Below are 17,705 nucleotides of genomic sequence, written 5' to 3'. Positions count from 1 at the left end.
CGCACCCACCCGTCATGCCGTTCCCCTTGCCCCTCCTGCGCCGCCTCGGCAGCCGCTTGATGGATGACCCGCGCTGGACGCGGCGCGCCGTCGCGGTGACGGCCGCCCTCGGCATCGTCGGGGTGTTGGCCTCCGCGGCGCTGTCCATCGGCCAGGACCACCGGCGCGAGGTCACGGCGGTGCTGACGGACAGCGAGCGGGCGGCGGCCAAGCTGGCCAGCCGGACCGAGGAGGTGCTGCAGCGGGTCAACCAGACGTCCCTGCTCATCAAGTTCCTGGCCGAGCGGCAGCGGTTGCCGCGCCTGGAGGAACTGGCCGCGGCCGGTGCGCTGACCGCCGACGCCGTTCAATTCGCCTACGTCACCGACGAACGCGGTTTCGTGCGCGACAGCACCTCCGAAGACGTGGCGCTGAACGTGGCCGACGAGGAGTTCTTCAAGCGGCACCGGCGCGATTCGGAGGTTGACCTCCTGGTCGGGCCGCCGCAGCGCGACGCCATCAGCGGCCGGGTGGGCGTGCCGGTGACCCGGCGGCTGATGCGCCACGGGGAGTTCGCCGGCGTGGTGGCGCTCTTCATCGAACCCTCGACGCTGTCGCTGTCCTTCGGCCGGCAGGAGCGCCACGGCACCGCGGTCGGTGTCCTCGGGGCCGACGGCATCTACCGTTCGCGCACCCTGGACGGCCGGGCCACTCATGGCGAGCGTGTGGATCTGAAGCTGGTTCTGGCGCGGGCGGCCGAGGTCAAGCGGTCGCTGCAGCCCGTCGTCAGCCCGATCGACGGCGTGGCGCGGTTCGTCACCGCGGTGCCGGTGCCGCGCTACCCCTTGCACGTGATCGTCGCCCATGACAGCCATCAGGCCTTGGTCGATTACCGGCGCGCCCGCGACCGCACGCTGCTGAGCGCCGTCGCGGCCGTGCTCGGCATGGCCGTGGGCGGCTGGATCCTCGCCGACCTGCTCGGCCGCCTCACCGCGTCGCGGCAGCGGCTGCGGCACTCCGAGGCGTCGCTGCGCGCCACGCTGGAGGGCAGCGTCGACGCGGTGGCCATCCTGCAATCGGTCCACGACGCCACCGGCCGCCTGGTCGACATGCGGGTGCTGGACTGCAACCGCGTGGCGGCGCAGATGCTGGGATGGCCGCCCGGGGAACTGGTCGGCCGGCGGCTGTCCCAACTCATCCCCGGCCTGGTGGCCGGCGACCTGATGCGCGACTTCGAGCGGGTGGCCCGCACGCGGCAGCCGCTGCAGGCCGAGAGGGCCTGCACCGAAGGCCGCCATGCCGGCCTCTGGCTGCACCACCAGTTCATCCCGCTGCCCGACGGCGTGGCGCTCGTCACCCGCGACATCACCCAGCAGAAGGCGGGCGAGCAGCGGCTGGCCGACGAGGTGCGCCAGGACCCGCTGACCAAGCTGCTGAACCGCCGCGGCTTCGAGGAGGCGCTGCAGCGCTTCGAGGCGGCGTCGGCGGCCGGCGGCCTGCCCTTCGCCCTGCTCTACCTGGACCTCGACGGCTTCAAGCGCGTCAACGACGAACGCGGCCACGACGCCGGCGACGCGGTGCTGCAGGGCGTGGCCAAGCGTCTGCGCGGCGCGCTGCGCGATTCCGACCTGGTGGCGCGGCTGGGCGGCGACGAGTTCGCCGTGCTGGCGCCGAAGGCGACGGGGGAGGGGCTCTACCTGCTGTGCGAGCGCATCCTGCAGCGGTTGTCGGCGCCGCATGCGCTGGCCGGTGGACCGTGCTCGGCCACGCCGAGCATCGGCTGCGTGCTGGCGCTGCCCGGCGAGGACGGCGCCGCGCTGCGCCAGCGCGCCGACCAGGTGATGTACCGCGCCAAGCGCGGCGGCAAGGCGCGCTTCATCATCGACGAGGGCCTGGGCGTGGAGCGGCACTCGGCGCCGCTGCCGCTGATGGCGCCGCGGGCCGGCTAGACCGCCTCGCGCACCACCACCTCGCCGCGCAGCGAGTGCGGCAGCGCCGAGGTGATGCGCACGTCCACCATCTGCCCGACCAGCCGCGGGTGTTGCCGGAGCGGGGCCGCGAAGTTGACGATGCGGTTGCACTCGGTGCGGCCCATCAGCTCGTTGGCGTCCTTGCGGCTCGGGCCCTCGACCAGGATGCGCTGCACCGTGCCCACCCGCGCCTCGCTGATGCGGCGCACGTTGGCCTCGATCGTCGCCTGCAGGTGCTGCAGGCGCTTCAGCTTGACGGCCTGCGGCGTGTCGTCGTGCAGCGAGGCCGCCGGCGTGCCGGGCCGCGGGCTGAAGACGAAGCTGAAGCTGGCGTCGAAGCCGATGTCCTCGATCAGCTTCATCGTCTGCGCGAAGTCGGCCTCGGTCTCGCCGGGGAAGCCGACGATGAAGTCCGACGACAGGCTGATGTCCGGCCGCACCGCGCGCAGCGCGCGGATGGTGCTCTTGTACTGCAGCGCGGTGTAGCCGCGCTTCATCGCCATCAGGATGCGGTCGGCGCCGTGCTGCACCGGCAGGTGCAGGTGGTTGACCAGCTTCGGCACCCGCGCGTAGACGTCGACCAGCGCCCGGGTGAACTCGTTGGGGTGGCTGGTGGTGTAGCGGATGCGCTCGATGCCGGGGATCTCGGCCACCGTCTCGATCAGCGTCGCGAAGTCGGCGATCTCGGCGCTGCCCTTGACTTCGGGGCCCATCCGGCCGCGGTAGGCGTTGACGTTCTGGCCCAGCAGCGTCACCTCCCTCACGCCCTGCTCGGCCAGGCCGGCCACCTCGACCAGCACGTCCTCGAACGGCCGCGAGACCTCCTCGCCGCGGGTGTAGGGCACCACGCAGTAGCTGCAGTACTTGGAGCAGCCTTCCATGATGGAGACGAAGGCCGACGCGCCCTCCACCTTGGCCGGCGGCAGGTGGTCGAACTTCTCGATCTCGGGGAAGCGGATGTCCACCTGCGGCCGCGACTCCGCGCGCCGGGCATCGATCATCTGCGGCAGCCTGTGCAGCGTCTGCGGGCCGAACACCAGGTCGACGTAGGGCGCGCGCTCGACGATGGCGGCGCCCTCCTGGCTGGCGACGCAGCCGCCGACGCCGATGAGCACGCCCTTCTGCTTCAGGTGCTTGACGCGGCCGAGGTCGCTGAACACCTTCTCCTGCGCCTTCTCGCGCACCGAGCAGGTGTTGAAGAGGATGAGGTCGGCCTGCTCCGGGTCGTCGGTCTTCTCGTAGCCCTGGGCGGCGCCGAGCACGTCGGCCATCTTGTCCGAGTCGTACTCGTTCATCTGGCAGCCGAAGGTCTTGATGAACACCTTTTTCATGGCCGGCTCCAGGCTTGTGCGGCGGGATCGAACGACCAGCGGGCCGCTTCGTCGGGCGTCGTCGGCCAGGGCCGCCGGGCCCGCTCTTCGGGGTGGAGGATCCACACGTCCTGCAGCAGGCCGGTGGCCGGCTCGACCGTGTAGTGCACCACCGCCTTCAGCCCGGTGAGGCTGGCCGGCGTCTGCACGAAGTTGTCGGCGCCGCGGATGCGCGAGCCGGGCGCCAGGCGCGCCGGCCGGCCGTTGAGCAGCACGTCGGGTGGCGCGGCGAAGGTCAGCTCACCGCGCAGCGCGGTGGCGGGAAAGGGGCGTTGGAGCGACTGCGCAAGGGCCGCGGCGGACAGGCCGAGGCCGAGCAGCAGGCTGGCGGCCTGCGCGACACAGCGGTGCATGGTGTAGAGCCAGGGGCTGTGGAGGAAAGGGCGCGATTGTAGGAAACGCCGCGCCCGCCGGCGGGCGGCCCGCTCAGCCCAGTTGCGCCAGCCCCTGCAGCAGTTCGTCGACGTCGCGCGGCCGCACGCTGCGCGCCACTTCCTTGCCGTCCTTCAGGAACACCAGCGTCGGCCACAGCTTCACGCGGAAGCTGCGGCCGAGGGCGCGGCCCGGGCCGTCCTCCACCTTGACGTGCCGCACCGCGGGGTGGCATTGCAGCGCCTGCTCGATCAGCGGCTGCGCGGCGGTGCAGAAGCCGCACCAGCCGGTGCCGAACTCCAGCACGGCGGGGCCGTGCAGGGTGTCGACCTCCTCGCGCGAGGGGGCGTCGTCGGCGTAGCGGCGTTGGTAGGTCATGGTGGTTCCACGGCTGCGGCAAGCGGCGTTCCGGCGGCCACGCGGCGACATGCCGGCTGCGTCACCATCGGTCACTCGCCCATTTTCCGGTGGCCAGGGGCATCCGCCTTGCCGACCGACGCCTCGATGACCGAAACCGCCCGCCGTTCCCGCGACGCCATGGCCCCGGCCGAGCCCGGCGTCATCTCACGCGACGCCTTCTTCGCGCTCTTCACCGCGGTGATGCTGCCGATGTTCATGGCGGCGGTGGACCAGACGCTGCTGGCCACCGCCACGCCGCGCATCGCCCGCGAGCTGGGCGGCCTGAGCGGCACCGCCTGGATCGCCGTCGGCTACCTGCTGGCGGCCACGCTGATGGCCCCGCTCTACGGGCGCCTGGGCGACCGCTACGGCCGCCGCCGGCTGCTGCAGGTGGCGCTGGGGCTGTTCGCGCTCGGCTCGCTGGCCTGCGGGCTGGCGCCGACGCTGGGCGCGCTGGTCGCCGGCCGGCTGCTGCAGGGGCTGGGCGGGGGCGGGCTGATGGTGATGTCGCAGGCGCTGATCGGCGAGCTGGTGCCGCCGCGCGACCGGCCGCGCTTCCAGGGTTGGTTCGCCATCGTCTTCACCGCCTCCAGCGTCGGCGGTCCGGTGATCGGCGGCGTCGTCGTCAACCACGCCAGCTGGCGCTGGCTGTTCCTGGTCAACCTGCCGCTGGCCGCCATCGCGCTGTGGCGCACGCAGCGCCTGCCTGCACCGCCGCGCGACCACGCCGCCCGCCGGCGCATGGACCCGCTGGGCGCGCTGCTGTTCGCGCTGGCCGCCGGCGCGGCCCTGCTGTGGTTCAGCATGGTCGGGCACGGCTTCGCGCTGCGTTCGGCCACCAGCGCCGGACTGGCGGCCGCGGCGGTGGTCGGCGCGCTGCTGCTGGCGGCCCAGCAGCGCCGGCACCCCGCGCCCTTCCTGCCGCTGGACCTGGTGCGCCTGCCCGGCATGGCACCGGTGTGCGTCATGGTGGTCGCCTTCGCCGGCACGTTGTTCGGCCTCATCTTCCTGCTGCCGATCTACCTGCAGCTGGTGCAGGGCCGGGATGCGGCGTCCTCCGGCCTTCAGCTGCTGCCGCTGACCGGCGGCATCGTCGTCGGCTCGCTGGTCAACGGCCGGCTCACCGCGCGTTGGGGGGTGGCCAACCGGCTGCCGCCGTTCGGCCTCGGCGCGGCCGGCGCGGCGGTGCTGGCACTGGCGCTGCTGCCCGGCGGCCCGGCGCTGACGACGGCGCTGGTGGCGGTGTGCGGTCTGGGCCTCGGCACCGTGATGCCCAACGCGCAGATCACCACCCAGCTGCTGGCCGGCCGGCGGAACCTGGGCACCGCCTCGGCCCTGGTGTCGCTGGTGCGCTCCAGCGGCGCCTCGCTCGGCACGGCGGCCTTCAGCGGCCTGGTCTTCGCGCTGCTGCCGGCCGGGGCGCTGCAGGGCCGGGCGCTGGCCGCCGGCCTGTCCGGCCCCGCGGTCGCCAAGGCCTTCCACCTCGCGTTCGCCGCGGTGGCGTTGCTGGCCTTCGCCGGCGCCTGGGCCGCGACGCGGGTGCCGACGCTGGCCCTGGACCATGGTCGCGACGCGCCGGAGACCATCGCCGGCGAACCTTGACATCGGCCCCCGGCGCGGCCGAGCCCCCGTGGGTCAGGGGCCGCCGCCGTCAACGCCAGGGTGACGAAGCGGCTCTGCCAGACCGCGGGGTCGTGGGCCGAGGGGGCCAGCCAGGTGCCGCGCACCAGCCAGGCGCCGGGCCGCGGCAGGGACACGGTGATGCGACCCTCGACGTCGCTGCGCTGCCAGCCGGCGGAGCCGCCCTGGTCGTCGACCAGCTCGAGCGCCAGGCCGGCCAGCGGCAGGCCGTCCTTCAGCAACTGCAGGCGCAACGGCTGGCCGGCCGGCGGTGCCGGGCCTTCGCGCTCGGGCACCAGGTCCAGGGCCAGCGGGGCGGGCCGGCCGGCGGCCGGGGCCGCGCCATCGGGCGCCGGCAGCCACAGCCGGGCGTGCTTGGTGTAGCGCTCCTTCCACGGCTGGCCGCGGGCCTGCATCTCGGCCCAGCGGGCCCGCACCGCATCGTCGGCCTGGACCTCGTCGAGGTAGACCGCCACCAGCGCCGGGGTCAGTTCCACCTCGAAGGGCATCACCTCGGCCCAGCAGGTGGTGGCCTCGGCCGGCCGCGGCGGGCCGCTGCGCATCAGCAGCGCCTGTGGCTGCACCTGCAGTGGCGCCAGCGCCACCGCCTCGCCGCTCGAACTGCCGCGGCAGCCCTGGCGCTGCAGCTGCACGGGGGCGATGCCGAACTCCTGCACCGGGTAGCGGTTGCCGGTGCCCAGCGCCAGCAGTGCGCCGGCCGCGTTGCGGCGCAACGGCTGGAACCAGGTGTCGTGGGCCCATGCCGCCGCGCCGCTGGTCGCCAGCGCCAGGCCCGCCATCGCGCATCGCCATCGCATCACCGCTGCTACGGCATGGCGGCGCGGTCGGATGCATCCGATGCGCGTCCGGGCGCGTCTGTGATCCCTGCCGCGGCCAAGAAAAAGGCGGTGCCCTGGGGGCCCGCCTTCGTGTTCCGACGCCCCGGTCGGGGCCGGGGGTCACTTCTTCTTGTCGTCCTTCTTCATCTCTTCCTTCTTCATGCCGTCCTTCTTCATGTCGCCCTTCTTGGCATCGGCCGGCATCGCGCCGCTGGCCGGCGGCATGGGGGCCGCACCGGCGTGGGAGGCGGCGTGAACCGGCAGGGCGAAGGCGGCGGCCACCAGGGCGGCCAGGGTCAGGAGCTTGTGCATCGTGAGGACCTCGTGTGGATGACGGTGGCACCTGCTGCCGTCGGCGCGGTGGGCCACCGCGAGCGCCTGCAGGAGGCGTCGATACTATGGCCGCCCCCTCGTCCGGTCAAAGCACGCTTGCCCTCGGTCCTGTTGCTGCTGTGCGGTTGTGCGCTCGCGCTGGCCACGGTGATGGCGTCGGCGGCGCCGTTCACGCCGGGCCGCGACGACGAGGTCGTCGAGCGCCTGCCGCTGCGGCGCGGCCAGCCCGAGGCCGCGCAACTGGCTGGGCTGCGCGCCGCCTGGCGCGCCGACCCGCGCGACCCTGCCCGCGCGGCCGCGCTGGCCGAGGCCTACACCCGGCTCACCGCCGCCGACGGCGACCCGCGCTGGATGGGCCACGCGCAGGCCGTGCTCGCGCCCTGGTGGGACGCCGCGGAGCCGCCGCCCGCGGTGCGGCTGCAGCGTGCGGTGCTGCGCCAGTTCAACCACGGTTTCGACGACGCGCGTGCCGACCTGCAGGCGGTGCTGCGCGCCGAGCCGGACCATGCCGCCGCCTGGGCCTGGCGGGTGGCGCTGGACCTGGTGCAGGCGCGCTACGACGGCGCCCGCGAAGCCTGTGCGCGGCTGGGCGCCGTCGCGCCCGGCCTGGCCGCCGCCGGCTGCGCGGCGCAGGTCGACGGCTTGACCGGCCGCACCGCCGAGGGCGCGGCGCGCCTGCGCCGCGCGCTGGCCGACGACGCGGCCGCCCCGCCCGCGTTGCGGCTGTGGGCGCTGACCCGGCTGGCCGAGATGGAGGCGCGCCGCGGTGCCGTCGCCGAGGCGCAGGCGGCCTTCGACCAGGCCCTGGCGCTGAACCTGCGCGACACCTACCTGCAGGCGGCCCATGCCGACTTCCTGCTCGACGAAGGCCGCGCGGCCGAGGTGCTGACGCGGCTGCGCGACCAGGGCCGGGCCGACGCGCTGCTGCTGCGGCTGGCGCTGGCCGCACAGGCCACCGGCTCGCCCCGGCTGCCCGAGCTGCGGCGCGAGCTGGCCGCCCGCTTCGATGCCGCCCGCCAGCGCGGCGACACCACGCACGAGAAGGAAGAGGCCCGCTTCGCCCTCGAACTGCTGCGCGACGCGCCCCGTGCCCTGGCGCTGGCGCAGCGCAACTACGCGCTGCAGCGCGAGCCGGCCGACGCCCGCGTGCTGCTGGAAGCCGCGCTGGCCGCGCGCCAGCCGGCGGCCGCCGAGCCTGCGCTGCGCTGGCTGGCCGACAGCGGCATCGAGGACACGCGTCTGCAGGCGCTGGCCGGGCGGCTGCGCGCGCTGCGATGACCGCCTGGCTTCGCCCGCTGGCGGGCCTGCTGCTGGCGCTGGCCGCCGCCGGTGCCCTGGCCCACAAGGCCTCGGACAGCTACCTCAGCCTGGCGGTGCACGGCGCGCAGGCCGAAGGCCGCTGGGACATCGCCCTGCGCGACCTGGAGGATGCCGTCGGCCTCGACCTCGACGGCGACGGCGACATCACCTGGGCCGAGCTGCGCGCCCGCCACGCCGACATCGTGGCCCACGCGCTGCCGCGGTTGCAGGCCAGCGCCGACGGCCGGCCCTGCCGATGGCAGGCCGGCGCGCAGCAGGTCGATCGCCACACCGACGGCGCCTACACCGTCATCCCGCTGACCCTGCACTGCGACGCGCCGATCCAGCGCCTGGTGCTGCGCTACGGCCTGTTCGCCGAGCTCGACCCGCAGCACCGCGGCCTGCTGCAGCTGCAGGCCGCGGGCGTGCAGCGCAGCGCGGTGTTCGGCCCCGCGCGGCCGGAGCAGACCTTCGACCTGGCCGACGCCGACCGCTGGGCGCAGTTCGTCGACTACGCGCGCGAAGGCGTCTGGCACATCTGGATCGGCGCCGACCACCTGCTCTTCCTGCTGTCGCTGCTGCTGCCCAGCGCGCTGCTCTGGCGCGAGGGCCGATGGCGGCCTGCGCCCACCCTCGGCGCCCCGGTGCGCGACGTGGTGCGCACCGTCACCGCCTTCACGGTGGCGCACTCCATCACCCTGGCGCTGGCGGTGCTGGGCTGGGTGTCGCTGCCGTCGCGCGTGGTCGAGTCGGCCATCGCGCTGTCCGTGCTGCTGGCGGCGCTGAACAACCTGCGGCCGGTGGTCCGCGGCCCGCTGTGGCGGGTCGCCTTCGCCTTCGGGCTGCTGCACGGCTTCGGCTTCGCCGGCGTGCTCGGCGACCTCGGCCTCGCGCCCGGCGCGCTCGGGCTGTCGCTGCTCGGCTTCAACCTCGGCGTCGAGTTCGGGCAGCTGGTCGTCGTCGCCGTCGTGCTGCCGCTGGCCTTCAGCCTGCGCCGCACGGCCTTCTACCGGCGCGTGGTGCACGTCGGCGGCTCGGTGCTGATCGCGCTGCTGGCGCTGGTGTGGCTGCTCGAGCGGTCGCTGGACCTGCGGCTGCTGGCGGCCTGACCGGCCGGCCACCACACCAAAACCCTCGGCTTCGCATCCGCCGGCGCCGTGTCGCCGTATGGCCGCTGACGACGCCCGCTTCGGCGTCGCCCTCCACGCCATCCGGAAGGACGAGACAACCATGAGCCCACTTGCATCACCGGCGCTGCGCCCGGTGCCCGCGGCCATCGCGGGCCTGCTGATTGCCGCCAGCCTGGCCGCCCAGGCCTCCAGCCACCGCGAGGCGCCGTCGATCACGACCACGCCGAAGGTCGACGCCACGGACTTCTACATGTTCCGCAGCTACGAGGCCGGCCGCACCGACCACGTCACGCTGATCGCCAACTACCTGCCGCTGCAGGACCCCTACGGCGGGCCGAACTACTTCTCGCTGGACCCCAACGCGCTGTACGAGATCCACATCGACAACAACGGCGACGCGCGGGAGGACATCACCTTCCAGTTCCGCTTCCAGAACACGCTCAAGGGCGTGACGCTGCCCATCGGCGGCAAGAACGTGCCCATCCCGCTGATCCAGGCCGGCGCCGTGAGCGGCCTCAAGGCCGCCGCGCTGAACCTGAACGAGGCCTTCACCGTCGACGTGGTGCGCGGCGACCGCCGCGGCGGCACGCGGGCGGCGGTGACCAAGGTGGGCGCCGGCGGCGGCACCAGCTTCGACAAGCCGGTGGACAACATCGGCAACAAGACCATCGGCGACTACGCGGCCTATGCCGGCCAGCACGTCTACACCGTCGCCATCCCGGGCTGCTCGCAGCAGGGTCGGGTGTTCGTCGGCCAGCGGCGCGACCCGTTCGCGGTCAACCTGGGCACCATCTTCGACCTGGTCAACGCGCCGGTGAGCGTCATCACCAACCCGGCCAACATCAACGCCGTGCCGAACACGCTGGCCAACAAGAACGTCACCACGCTGGCGCTGGAGGTGCACAAGGACTGCCTGGTCGCCGGCAACGAGACGGTGATCGGCGGCTGGACCACCGCCAGCCTGCGCCAGGGCCAGCTGATCAACCCGGCGCCGGCGGCCGGCCACCAGACCGCGGCCAAGGTCGGCGGCGCCTGGACCCAGGTCTCGCGCCTGGGCATGCCGCTGGTCAACGAGGTGGTCATCGGCCTGCCGGCGAAGGACCGCTTCAACGCCAGCAAGCCGCGCGACGACGGCCAGTTCGCCGACTACGTGACCCACCCGACGCTGCCGGCGCTGCTGGAGATCGCGCTCAACCTGCCGAACACGGCGCCGAAGAACCTGCCGCGCAACGACCTGGTCACCACCTTCCTGACCGGCATCCCGGGCGTGAACAAGCCGGCCAACGTCACCGCCTCCGAGATGCTGCGGCTGAACACCGCCATCGCGCCGGTGGCCTTCGCGCAGCAGAACCGGCTGGGCGTGGTGGGCGAGATCCTGCGCGTCGGCGGGCCGCAGAACCTGGCGCAGGCGGTGGACCTGGCCGGTTACCCGAACGGCCGCCGGCCGAAGGACGACGTGGTCGACATCTCGCTGATCGCGGTGATGGGCGGGCTGTGCATGGCCAACGGCAGCAACAACGCGCTGCAGTTCGGCGCCGAGTGCAACCCGAACAACGTGCCGCTGGGCAGCACCACCTTCAACCTGCACGACGCGGTGGACCAGGCGGTGGTGCCGCTGCTGTCCACCTTCCCGTACCTGGCGCATCCGCTGCCGGGCGCGCAGTCGCAGTGAAGGAGGCCGCCATGTCCCCCCACACCCGCAAGACCCTGCTGATCGCGCTGCTCGGCACGGCGGCGCTGACCGCCTGCGGCGGTGGCGACGACCCGCCGCCGGACCCGCTGGCGAGCGTGCCGGCCGAGGCCAGCCAGACCAGCGGCGGCCTCATCGCCTACCTGCGCCAGATCGTCGGCCTCACCCCCGAGGACCGCGAGCCGGTGGGCATCGACGCCGTCGACCCGCAGAAGACCGAGAACGAAGAGCCCGAGGCGGTGTGAGCCGCGGGGGGCGGCGGCGGCCTTGAAAGCGGCCGCCGCCGCCCCGACGTGGGCGTCTTTGGACCTTCTGCCATGGGCGCCCGAGACGACTTCACCCTGCCCGACGCAGCCCTGCTGGACGCCTACTCGCAGACGGTGGGCGACGTCGCCGAGCGGGTGGGCCCGGCGGTGGCCGCCATCCAGGTGCACGAGCCGGGCAGCGACGGCGGCCGGCCGATGGGCGGCGGTTCCGGCTTCCTGTTCACGCCCGACGGCTACCTGCTGACCAACTCGCACGTGGTGCGCGCGGGCCGGCCGCCGGCACGCGGCGAGGGCGGCTCGGCGCCCAAGGCCTGGCGCTACACCGCCTCGCTGGCCGACGGCCGCCGCTTCGGCGCGCGATGGGTCGGCGACGACCCCGACACCGACCTCGCGGTGCTCAGCGTCGACGGTCTGGCCGCCGGTGGCCTGGTGCACGCCGAACTGGGCCGCTCCGACACGCTGCGGCGCGGCCAGGTGGCCATCGCCATCGGCAACCCGCTCGGCTTCGAGCACACCGTCACCGCCGGCATCGTCAGCGCGCTGGGGCGCAGCATGCGCGCCAGCACCGGCCGCCTGATCCCCGATGTCGTGCAGACCGACGCCGCCATCAACCCCGGCAACTCGGGCGGGCCGCTGCTCGATTCGGCCGGGCGTGTCATCGGCGTCAACACCGCCATCATCCGCGGCGCGCAGGCCATCGGTTTCGCGGTGGCGGTGGACACGGCGCGCTGGGTCATCCCGGCGCTGATGCGGCACGGCCGGGTGCAGCGTGCACACCTGGGCGTCGCCGGCGCGACCGCGCCGGTGCACCGGCGGCTGGCGGTGGCCTACGGCCTGGACCAGTCCACCGGCGTGCGGGTGCACGCGGTGGAGCCCGGCAGCCCGGCGGCGCTGGCCGGCGTGCACCGCGACGACCTGGTCGTCGGCCTGGACGGCGTGCCGGTCACCAGCGTCGATGGCCTGCACCAGCTGCTGGACGGCAGCCGCGTCGGGCGCCGCTGCGTGCTCAAGCTGCTGCGCGGCACCACCTCGCCGCAGCCGGTGTACCTGACGGTGCAGCCAGGTGCGGCCGCGTGAGGCGGAGACCCGGCGCTGGAATTGCCTGCGGCCGGGCATGCGCCCGCCCTTGCTGCTGCACGTCGCCGTCCTCGCGGCCCTGATGTCGATCGGTCTGCCGGTGAGGGCGCAGGAATCCGACGCCGGCGACGAACCCGCCGAACCCGAACCCGCCTCGTCGAGGCGTGGCGAAGTCAAGCTCACGCTCGGCCACTACGCCGCCCGCCACCGCGCCGCGCCCGACGGCACCGACCTCAACCTGCGCTGGCGCCGCCACGACACCACCCTGTGGGCCGGGGCCTACCACGACGCCGACGTCGGGCGCACGGCGCGGGCGGGCATCGAGGACCGGCGCGCGCCGTGGCGCGAGGCGCCGGTCAAGGTGCTGAGCTCGTTCCAGGTCGCCAGCGGCGGTTTCCGCGGCGGCCAGCTCGGGCTCGAGACCGGCGAGCGCTGGTACGCGCAGGTGTCGCTGGCGCGGACCAACGGCCGGCCCTACGTCAACCTGAACTTCGACCCCAACGACGCCGTGATCGTGGCCGGCGGCTGGCGCGACGAGGCCACGGGGGCCTTCGCCGTCACCGCGGTGCGCGACGACCGCTTCGGCACCGGCCAGCAGCACGTGCACCTCAACGGCCAGTGGGTGCTGCCCGACCACCAGCGCCTGACCGTGGACCTGCTGCGCAAGCAGGGCCGCGGCGACGATCAGGTCTTCATCCGCCGCACCGGCCTCACCGTCACCTGGGACCTGCCGCACTGGTTCGCGCGCCTGGCCTGGGACCCGCGGCAGAACTTCGGCCCGGCGGACGTGCTGCGGCTGTCGGTGGGCGCGCGCTTCTGATCAGGCCGGCTGTGGCGCCACCGTCCGCGGCCGGGCCAGCGCGTTCAGCACGTCCTTGGCCCGGTAGGGCTTGCGCAGCAGGTCGGTGACCCGCAGCTCGTGCAGCCGCTGCTCGGTGGCCGCATGGGGCTGCGGCAGCGTCGCGATGATGCGCAGGTCGGGTCGGCTGGCGGTCCTGCCGGCCCGGATGTCGTCGATCAGGTCCAGCACCGGCAGCGGCGGGTCGACGTCGATGATCAGCAGGTGGAAGGGCCGGAGTTCGAGCTGCCGTCGGCCCAGCTCGACGTTGGTGGCGTCGGTGACGTCGGCCAGTTGCAGCTCCTGCACGGTGTAGACCAGCGTGCGGCGCATGACGAACTGCGACTCGACGATGAGCAGCGCCAGCTTCGGCCGGGAGGGACCGGCGGTCACTGGACTGCCCTCCGCGCCATGCGCTGCGGAGGTCGCACTCGGGGGCGGGCCGGCGCGCTCATGCCCGGTCCTCCGACCGGCCGAGCAGTTCCTCCACCACCAGCCGCCGCAGCGACGCGAGGATCTCCAGGTCGTGCGCGTCCAGACGCCGCGGACGGGTGTCGATCAGGCACAGCGTGCCCACCCGCTGGCCGCCGGGCAGCGCGAGCGGCGCGCCGGCGTAGAAGCGGATGTGCGGGGCACCGGTGACCAACGGGTTGTCGGCGAAGCGGGCGTCGGTGCGTGCGTCCTCGACCACGAGCACGTCGTCCTGCACCACCGCGTGGCCGCAGAAGGAGATGTCGCGCGCCGTCTCGCAGACGTCGAGGCCCACCCGCGCCTTCAGCCACTGCCGGTGCTCGTCGACCAGGCTGACCAGGGCGATGGGCACGCCGAACTCGTCGGCGGCGAAGCGCGCGATGCGGTCGAAGCGTTCCTCGGGGGGCGTGTCCAGCACCATCAGCTCGCGCAGCGCCTGCAGGCGCCGTGCATCGTCGGGGGAATCGGGGCGGGGATCATCAATGGGTTATCGGCCGCCGAGACCTCGTGCTGAAGCGTTCAGCCCGACGCCGACACACCGCGCCACAGGCCCACGGTGGCGATGCCGAGCAGGGTCAGCGCCAGGCTGCCGCCCAGGTGCAGCGCCACGGCGAGCACGGCCGCGCCGGTGCGGCCGTCGGTCAGCGCATCGACCACCTCGGCCGAGAAGGTGGAGAAGGTGGTCAGCCCGCCGAGGAAGCCGGTGACGAGGAACAGCCGCCACAGCGGCGACAGGCCGGGGTGCTGCGCGAAGACCCCCACCGCCACGCCGACCAGGTAGCCGCCGACGAGGTTGGCGGCGAGCGTGCCCAGCGGCAGCGCCGGCCACAGCCCGTTGAGACGCAGCGAGAGCGCCCAGCGCAGCAGCGCGCCGAGGGCGGCACCGAGGCCGATGGCGAAGACCGAGGAGGCCATGGGGCGGTGGAGGGTGGTGAGGTGGCAACGATAGCCGGCCTGCGGCCCGGGTGGGACCGCCGGTCGATGGGCATGGCGCTGGCTGGGTCGCGGCACCGCCGCTTCGCGCCCTCCGATGGCCGCTTCGCCACTGCCCACCGCCAGCGACATCCCCGCCCGCCTGGACCGCCTGCCCTGGTCGCGCTGGCATTGGCGGGTGGTGCTGGCCCTGGGCGTCGCCTGGGTGCTCGACGGGTTGGAGGTGACCATTGTCGGCTCGCTCGGCAGCGTGCTTGAGCGCGACGACACGCTGGGCCTGACCGCCGCCCAGGTGGGCTGGGCCGGGTCGCTGTACGTGGCCGGCGCGGTGCTGGGCGCGCTGGTCTTCGGCCGCATGGCCGACCGGCTGGGCCGCAAGCGCCTCTTCATGGCGACGCTGGCGGTCTACATGATGGCGACCGTGGCCACCGCCTTCAGCTTGAACTTCGCCTTCTTCGCGCTGTGCCGCTTCGCCACCGGGCTGGGCATCGGCGGCGAGTACGCGGCCATCAACTCGGCCATCGACGAGCTCATCCCGGCGCGGGTGCGGGGCCGCGTGAACCTGGCCATCAACGGCAGCTTCTGGCTCGGCGCGGCGCTGGGCGCGGTGCTCAGCCTGGTGGTGCTCGACGCGCGGGTGCTGGGCCCCGAGTGGGGCTGGCGCGCCGGCTTCGCGCTCGGCGCGGTGATGTCGCTGGCCATCCTGCTGCTGCGCCGCCACGTGCCCGAGAGCCCGCGCTGGCTGCTCGCGCACGGCCGCGGCGACGAGGCCGAGCGGCTGCTGCGGGGCATCGAGGCCGAGGTGCGTGCCGAGCATGGCCGGCCGCTGCCGCCGGTGCCGGCGCAGGGCCAGGTGCGCTACGTCGAACGCCGCCTGCCCAGCCTGCGCGAGGTGGCGGCGGTGCTGCTGCGGCGCTACCCGCAACGCAGCGCGGTGGTGCTGTCGCTGATGCTGTCGCAGGCCTTCTTCTACAACGCCATCTTCTTCACCTACTCGCTGGTGCTGACGCGCTTCTACGGCGTGCCGGCCGAGCGGGTGGGCTGGTACATCCTGCCCTTCGCCGCCGGCAACTTCCTCGGCCCGCTGCTGCTCGGGCCGCTGTTCGACCGCTGGGGACGGCGGGTCATGATCGCCACGACCTACGCGCTGTCCGGCGTCGGCCTGCTGCTCACCGGCGCGGGCTTCGTCGCCGGCACGCTGGACGCGCTGGGGCAGACGCTGGCCTGGTCGGCGGTGTTCTTCCTCGCCTCGGCGGCGGCCAGCTCGGCCTACCTCACGGTCAGCGAGGTGTTCCCGCTGGAGATGCGGGCGCTGGCCATCTCGCTGTGCTATGCCGTCGGCACGTTGGCCGGGGGCTTCGCGGCGCCGGCGCTGTTCGGCGCGCTCATCGCCTCGGGCGACCGGTCCAACGTCTTCATCGGCTACGCCATCGGCGCGGCGCTGGTGCTCGTCGCCGCGGCCATCGCCTGGCGCTGGGGCGTGGACGCCGAGCGTCGGTCGCTGGAAGAGATCGCGCCGCCGCTGAACAGCGCCTGAGACGCCGACGAGCGGGCCATGAAAAAGCCCCGTGCGGCCATCGCATGGGCTGCACGGGGCTTGATGTCTGGTGGCGCTTCAGGGACTCGAACCCCGGACCTGCGGATTATGATTCCGTCGCTCTAACCGACTGAGCTAAAGCGCCTACAGCCGGCCATTATAGCCAAGCGTCGGGTCCTCGCACCGCACCGGCTCCACCCCTGCCCGATGTTCAGCTTCTTCAAGAAAAAGGCGGTTCCTGCGCCGCCCGAGACCGCGCCGTCGCCGCGGCCGTCCGACCCCGACGCCACGCAGCCCCCCACCGCCTCAGCATCGGCCGCCGAGCCGGCGCCGCTGCCCGCGGCCGACGCGCCCGCGCCGCCGCCGGCCTGGCAGTTCTGGCGACGCAACACGCCCTCGCCGTCCGCCGCCCCCCGCGTCGGCCGATGCGCCGACGGTCGAGACCGAGCCGCCCGCGCAGGCCTCCGTGCCGTCGCTCGTGCCCGAGCCCGAGCCGCTGCCGGCGTTGTCCGACGCCGAACTGGAGGCCGCCGCCCTGGCCGCCGTGCCGGAGGAGGTCGAGGCCGCGCTTGAGCGCGAGGCCGAATCCGCGCCCGTGCAGGACACCGAGCCGGAGCCTGAGCCAGCGTCCCCGTCGCCGCCGGCGCCCGTCGTCGAGCGCGCCGGCTGGTTCTCGCGCCTGCGCGACGGCCTGCGCAAGACGGGCTCCAACATCGCGCAGGTGTTCACCGGCACGCAGATCGACGAGTCGCTGTATGAGGAACTCGAGGCCGCGCTGCTGATGGCCGACGCCGGCGTCAAGGCGACGGCCTACCTGCTCGACGACCTGCGCCGCCGGGTGAAGGAGGCGCGCGCCACCGACCCCGCGGCGGTGAAGGGCCTGCTCGCCGAGGCGATCGCCGACCTGCTGCGGCCGCTGGAGAAGGGCCTGGTGGTGGGCGAGCACACGCCCACCGTGGTGATGGTCGCCGGCGTCAACGGCGCCGGCAAGACGACCACCATCGGCAAGCTCACGCGCCACCTCGCGCAGGCCGAGCAGAAGGTGCTGCTGGCCGCCGCCGACACCTTCCGCGCGGCGGCCAAGGAACAGCTCGCGGTGTGGGCCGACCGCAACCGCGTCGAGATCGTCAGCCAGGAAGGCGGCGACCCGGCGGCGGTGACCTTCGACGCGGTGACCGCGGGCAAGGCGCGCGGCTGCGACGTGGTGATCGCCGACACCGCCGGGCGCCTGCCCACCCAGCTTCACCTGATGGAGGAGCTGAAGAAGATCCGCCGTGTCATCAACAAGGCCGACGCCACGGCGCCGCACGAGGTGCTGCTGGTGGTCGACGGCAACACCGGCCAGAACGCGCTGGCGCAGGTGAAGGCCTTCGACGACGCGCTTCAGCTCACCGGCCTGGTGGTGACCAAGCTCGACGGCACGGCCAAGGGCGGCGTGCTGGCCGCCATCGCGCTGTGGGGCCGCGAACGCGCCGGCGGGCCGGTGCCGGTCTACTTCATCGGCGTCGGCGAGAAGCTGGAGGACCTGCAGACCTTCGACGCCGCCGAGTTCGCCGCCGCACTGCTGTCGTAGCGGCTCGCA

The 17,705-nt window shown here is 73.9% G+C and carries 17 protein-coding genes, 1 tRNA gene and 1 pseudogene; 10 read left to right on the top strand and 9 right to left on the bottom strand.

Features of this window, described 5'->3' with window-relative positions:
* The first annotated feature begins 14 nt into the window (after positions 1 to 14).
* Positions 15 to 1,928, top strand: a complete 1,914-nt coding sequence (locus LRS07_RS21675) for a sensor domain-containing diguanylate cyclase (protein ID WP_260499978.1) — start codon at positions 15 to 17, stop codon at positions 1,926 to 1,928.
* Here LRS07_RS21675 and miaB read toward each other — a convergent pair.
* The 3 genes from miaB to LRS07_RS21660 all read right to left on the bottom strand — a co-directional run bounded on the left by miaB (position 1,925) and on the right by LRS07_RS21660 (position 4,069).
* The gene (gene miaB / locus LRS07_RS21670) at positions 1,925 to 3,280 is read right to left on the bottom strand and encodes a tRNA (N6-isopentenyl adenosine(37)-C2)-methylthiotransferase MiaB (RefSeq protein WP_260499977.1); all 1,356 of its coding nucleotides are present in this window, start codon (positions 3,278 to 3,280) and stop codon (positions 1,925 to 1,927) included. The two genes, LRS07_RS21675 and miaB, sit on opposite strands and share 4 nt — an antisense overlap.
* Positions 3,277 to 3,672, bottom strand: coding sequence for a hypothetical protein (locus LRS07_RS21665; RefSeq protein WP_260499976.1), 396 nt, complete (start codon positions 3,670 to 3,672; stop codon positions 3,277 to 3,279). The genes miaB and LRS07_RS21665 overlap by 4 nt, the downstream gene beginning before the upstream one ends.
* A 73-nt stretch (positions 3,673 to 3,745) precedes the next feature.
* Complete coding sequence (locus LRS07_RS21660) at positions 3,746 to 4,069, bottom strand: thioredoxin family protein (protein ID WP_260499975.1); 324 nt, start codon at positions 4,067 to 4,069, stop codon at positions 3,746 to 3,748.
* A 126-nt stretch (positions 4,070 to 4,195) separates the two neighbouring features.
* On the opposite strand from LRS07_RS21660, the gene LRS07_RS21655 reads away from it, so the two are divergent.
* Entirely contained in the window at positions 4,196 to 5,692 is a 1,497-nt protein-coding gene (locus tag LRS07_RS21655; protein ID WP_260499974.1) for an MFS transporter, read from the top strand.
* Positions 5,693 to 5,823: 131 nt separating this feature from the next.
* Here the strand turns inward: LRS07_RS21655 and LRS07_RS22400 are convergent.
* A pseudogene (locus LRS07_RS22400) lies at positions 5,824 to 6,510 on the bottom strand (hypothetical protein); the annotation flags it as partial.
* 159 nt (positions 6,511 to 6,669) lie between these two features.
* Positions 6,670 to 6,861 (bottom strand): hypothetical protein, encoded by a 192-nt coding sequence (locus LRS07_RS21650; protein WP_260499973.1) that lies wholly within the window; start codon positions 6,859 to 6,861, stop codon positions 6,670 to 6,672.
* 117 nt (positions 6,862 to 6,978) lie between these two features.
* Between LRS07_RS21650 and LRS07_RS21645 the strand changes: the two genes are divergently transcribed.
* The 6 genes from LRS07_RS21645 to LRS07_RS21620 all read left to right on the top strand — a co-directional run bounded on the left by LRS07_RS21645 (position 6,979) and on the right by LRS07_RS21620 (position 13,164).
* Positions 6,979 to 8,160, top strand: a complete 1,182-nt coding sequence (locus LRS07_RS21645) for a hypothetical protein (RefSeq protein ID WP_260499972.1) — start codon at positions 6,979 to 6,981, stop codon at positions 8,158 to 8,160.
* Positions 8,157 to 9,290: a HupE/UreJ family protein gene (locus LRS07_RS21640; RefSeq protein WP_260499971.1), complete on the top strand. Its 1,134-nt coding sequence runs from the start codon at positions 8,157 to 8,159 to the stop codon at positions 9,288 to 9,290. The genes LRS07_RS21645 and LRS07_RS21640 overlap by 4 nt, the downstream gene beginning before the upstream one ends.
* Positions 9,291 to 9,411: 121 nt before the next feature.
* Positions 9,412 to 10,983 (top strand): DUF4331 domain-containing protein, encoded by a 1,572-nt coding sequence (locus LRS07_RS21635; protein ID WP_260499970.1) that lies wholly within the window; start codon positions 9,412 to 9,414, stop codon positions 10,981 to 10,983.
* 11 nt (positions 10,984 to 10,994) lie between these two features.
* Entirely contained in the window at positions 10,995 to 11,246 is a 252-nt protein-coding gene (locus LRS07_RS21630; RefSeq protein WP_260499969.1) for a hypothetical protein, read from the top strand.
* Between the two features lie 72 nt (positions 11,247 to 11,318).
* Positions 11,319 to 12,344 carry a S1C family serine protease gene (locus LRS07_RS21625; protein WP_260499968.1) on the top strand — a complete coding sequence of 342 codons (1,026 nt, stop codon included), beginning with the start codon at positions 11,319 to 11,321 and terminating at the stop codon, positions 12,342 to 12,344.
* 37 nt (positions 12,345 to 12,381) lie between these two features.
* Positions 12,382 to 13,164 carry a hypothetical protein gene (locus LRS07_RS21620; protein ID WP_260499967.1) on the top strand — a complete coding sequence of 261 codons (783 nt, stop codon included), beginning with the start codon at positions 12,382 to 12,384 and terminating at the stop codon, positions 13,162 to 13,164.
* Here LRS07_RS21620 and LRS07_RS21615 read toward each other — a convergent pair whose 3' ends face one another.
* From LRS07_RS21615 to crcB, 3 genes are all read right to left on the bottom strand, one after another.
* Positions 13,165 to 13,575, bottom strand: coding sequence for a response regulator (locus tag LRS07_RS21615; RefSeq protein WP_260499966.1), 411 nt, complete (start codon positions 13,573 to 13,575; stop codon positions 13,165 to 13,167). It abuts the gene before it with no gap.
* Positions 13,576 to 13,633: 58 nt separating this feature from the next.
* Positions 13,634 to 14,074 carry a GAF domain-containing protein gene (locus LRS07_RS21610; RefSeq protein ID WP_260499965.1) on the bottom strand — a complete coding sequence of 147 codons (441 nt, stop codon included), beginning with the start codon at positions 14,072 to 14,074 and terminating at the stop codon, positions 13,634 to 13,636.
* Positions 14,075 to 14,172: 98 nt separating this feature from the next.
* The gene (gene crcB, locus LRS07_RS21605) at positions 14,173 to 14,568 is read right to left on the bottom strand and encodes a fluoride efflux transporter CrcB (protein WP_260499964.1); all 396 of its coding nucleotides are present in this window, start codon (positions 14,566 to 14,568) and stop codon (positions 14,173 to 14,175) included.
* A gap of 115 nt (positions 14,569 to 14,683) precedes the next feature.
* Between crcB and LRS07_RS21600 the strand changes: the two genes are divergently transcribed.
* Complete coding sequence (locus LRS07_RS21600) at positions 14,684 to 16,123, top strand: MFS transporter (protein ID WP_260499963.1); 1,440 nt, start codon at positions 14,684 to 14,686, stop codon at positions 16,121 to 16,123.
* 68 nt (positions 16,124 to 16,191) lie between these two features.
* On the opposite strand, the gene LRS07_RS21595 is transcribed toward LRS07_RS21600, so the two are convergent.
* Positions 16,192 to 16,268, bottom strand: a tRNA-Met gene (locus LRS07_RS21595).
* Between the two features lie 450 nt (positions 16,269 to 16,718).
* Here LRS07_RS21595 and ftsY point away from each other — a divergent pair.
* Positions 16,719 to 17,696: a signal recognition particle-docking protein FtsY gene (ftsY, locus tag LRS07_RS21590; RefSeq protein WP_409450658.1), complete on the top strand. Its 978-nt coding sequence runs from the start codon at positions 16,719 to 16,721 to the stop codon at positions 17,694 to 17,696.
* Positions 17,697 to 17,705 lie beyond the last annotated feature (9 nt).

This window comes from Aquabacterium sp. J223 (assembly GCF_024666615.1).
GTDB lineage: Bacteria > Pseudomonadota > Gammaproteobacteria > Burkholderiales > Burkholderiaceae_C > J223.
The sequence above is the reverse complement of the archived record's forward strand: the minus strand, read 5'-3'. Positions and strand labels throughout refer to the sequence as shown.

What these genes read in the sequence shown, in the direction of transcription:
- LRS07_RS21660 (WP_260499975.1), bottom strand. Translation starts at nt 4,069, where the DNA reads ATGACCTACCAACGCCGCTACGCCGACGACGCCCCCTCGCGCGAGGAG.
- LRS07_RS21665 (WP_260499976.1), bottom strand. Translation starts at nt 3,672, where the DNA reads ATGCACCGCTGTGTCGCGCAGGCCGCCAGCCTGCTGCTCGGCCTCGGC.
- LRS07_RS21630 (WP_260499969.1), top strand. Translation starts at nt 10,995, where the DNA reads ATGTCCCCCCACACCCGCAAGACCCTGCTGATCGCGCTGCTCGGCACG.
- LRS07_RS21610 (WP_260499965.1), bottom strand. Translation starts at nt 14,074, where the DNA reads ATGGTGCTGGACACGCCCCCCGAGGAACGCTTCGACCGCATCGCGCGC.
- miaB (WP_260499977.1), bottom strand. Translation starts at nt 3,280, where the DNA reads ATGAAAAAGGTGTTCATCAAGACCTTCGGCTGCCAGATGAACGAGTAC.
- LRS07_RS21600 (WP_260499963.1), top strand. Translation starts at nt 14,684, where the DNA reads ATGGCCGCTTCGCCACTGCCCACCGCCAGCGACATCCCCGCCCGCCTG.
- LRS07_RS21655 (WP_260499974.1), top strand. Translation starts at nt 4,196, where the DNA reads ATGACCGAAACCGCCCGCCGTTCCCGCGACGCCATGGCCCCGGCCGAG.
- LRS07_RS21640 (WP_260499971.1), top strand. Translation starts at nt 8,157, where the DNA reads ATGACCGCCTGGCTTCGCCCGCTGGCGGGCCTGCTGCTGGCGCTGGCC.
- LRS07_RS21620 (WP_260499967.1), top strand. Translation starts at nt 12,382, where the DNA reads ATGCGCCCGCCCTTGCTGCTGCACGTCGCCGTCCTCGCGGCCCTGATG.
- crcB (WP_260499964.1), bottom strand. Translation starts at nt 14,568, where the DNA reads ATGGCCTCCTCGGTCTTCGCCATCGGCCTCGGTGCCGCCCTCGGCGCG.
- LRS07_RS21650 (WP_260499973.1), bottom strand. Translation starts at nt 6,861, where the DNA reads ATGCACAAGCTCCTGACCCTGGCCGCCCTGGTGGCCGCCGCCTTCGCC.
- LRS07_RS21625 (WP_260499968.1), top strand. Translation starts at nt 11,319, where the DNA reads ATGGGCGCCCGAGACGACTTCACCCTGCCCGACGCAGCCCTGCTGGAC.
- LRS07_RS21675 (WP_260499978.1), top strand. Translation starts at nt 15, where the DNA reads ATGCCGTTCCCCTTGCCCCTCCTGCGCCGCCTCGGCAGCCGCTTGATG.
- LRS07_RS21635 (WP_260499970.1), top strand. Translation starts at nt 9,412, where the DNA reads ATGAGCCCACTTGCATCACCGGCGCTGCGCCCGGTGCCCGCGGCCATC.